The organism is Devosia psychrophila (genome assembly GCF_000971275.1).
Lineage (GTDB): Bacteria > Pseudomonadota > Alphaproteobacteria > Rhizobiales > Devosiaceae > Devosia > Devosia psychrophila.
The window spans coordinates 1-1,834 of the sequence record NZ_LAPV01000184.1 but is presented as its reverse complement, the minus strand read 5'-3'; the positions used below and the strand labels follow the sequence as shown (position 1 = coordinate 1,834).

General features: G+C 56.4%; 1 protein-coding gene. It reads left to right on the top strand.

Annotated elements, in window-relative coordinates; genetic code table 11:
- The first annotated feature begins 558 nt into the window (after positions 1 to 558).
- Complete coding sequence (gene repA / locus WH91_RS19820; RefSeq protein WP_046172750.1) at positions 559 to 1,776, top strand: plasmid partitioning protein RepA; 1,218 nt, start codon at positions 559 to 561, stop codon at positions 1,774 to 1,776.
- The last annotated feature ends 58 nt before the right edge of the window (positions 1,777 to 1,834 follow it).

The following is a 1,834-nucleotide window of genomic DNA, read 5'->3' as shown; positions in this document are numbered from 1 at the left end:
GACTTCCATCGTCCTGCCTTGCGTTGAGTGCATGTTCGCAAAGCACCACAGCACGCGGCCCGCTGCACCCTATCAAATCCGATAGGCGACAGGGTGGTCCTATTACGCATACCTAGATCGAACCAATGAGTCGGCGGTCGCTGCACTTAGCGGTTACGGGCAGATTTTCCAGGCAGGTGGAGGAGTCTTCAGCGCTTACCAGGAAGCCATTGGCCACTGCAGAGTAGGGATGGTCTAGCTATCGCTAACCCCTAATCGTCAAGACCAGCTTGGGACGGTCCGCGGCGAAATGAAGCGAGCGACTCCCGCGGCGCTTCTGTTGGAGCTGCCTTGAATGGTGAGTCGCGTTTATTGGTATCGGCTACGAGGGAGGCACCCAAGCGTCAGGTCATTGAATTGTCAGCTGACAATTTACAAAAAGTGCAACGAACTCATGATGATAGACGCACTCTTACCGGCTGTTAGGGATCCATTAACCCAATATTACTTGACCGGCCCACAGGACTCGGGTCAATTTGCGGAAATTAACAAGAGTGGCTCTATTTTGCGACTTTCACGATGAAACCAGTTGTAGCTGCAAATTCGCGACCCAAGGGCGGGCCAGCGTTCGATGAAACGATCTGGGAAGATTCTCAGGCTTTGGGCTCGCAGCTCCAGGTCCTTAGGGAACGCTTGTTTCCGCCTGAAGCCCAAAAAGAGCTCCGTACTTTTTCTACTGCAGAAACCGCAAAGCTGATTGGCGTCACCGAAAGCTATATCCGGAACCTAGCGACAGACGAAGCTGGCCCGATTCCTGAGAAGGCGCCTACCGGACGGCGGCGCTATTCCCTGGAGCAGGTCCATGCCCTGCGTCAGCACCTTACCAAAGGCAAGACCTCCTACGTCCCATGGCGTAAGGACGGCGAACACCTTCAGGTCATTGCTGTCACCAATTTCAAGGGTGGTTCCGGCAAGACCACCACTGCGACTCACCTCGCGCAGTATCTTGCCCTCCATGGACATCGTGTTCTTGCAGTCGATCTTGACCCACAGGCGTCGATGTCGGCCCTGTTCGGTTATCAGCCCGAATTCGACGTGGCTGACAACATGACGCTCTATGGCGCCATCCGGTACGACGAGCAGCGCCGGCCGCTCTCCGAGATCGTCCGCAAAACCTATTTTGCCGGCCTTGACCTCGTACCCGGCAATCTTGAATTGCACGAATTCGAGCATGACACGCCTCGTGTTCTCTCGAGCGGCACGCACGACGACGATGGCCTGTTTTTCATGCGGGTCGCGAGCGCCTTGCAAAGTGTTGCGGACGACTACGACGTCGTGGTCATCGACTGCCCGCCCCAGCTTGGTTTTCTGACCATGTCGGCGCTATGCGCTGCAACCGCTGTCCTGATCACCGTTCACCCGCAGATGCTCGATGTCGCCTCGATGAACCAGTTTTTGGCCATGACGTCGCAATTGCTAGCGGTCGTGCGCGATAACGGCGGCAACCTCAATTATGACTGGATGCGATATCTCGTCACCCGGCATGAACCCAACGACGGCCCGCAGAACCAGATTGTGGCCTTCTTGCGCAATCTCTTCGGTGAGCGCGTGCTGACGCCGATGATGGTCAAATCGACTGCCATTTCGGACGCCGGCCTGTCCAAACAGACGGTCTATGAAGCCCCTCGTGAATCCATGAATCGCCAGACCTACGACCGGGCGCTTGAATCGATGGACGCCGTCAATGGCGACATTGAGAAATTGGTCCATCAGGCCTGGGGGAGGGCGACTAAATGAAGAAACCCGACGGGCGGGGCAGGGACATTCTTCAGAGTCTGGTTGCTGCCGGCAAGCC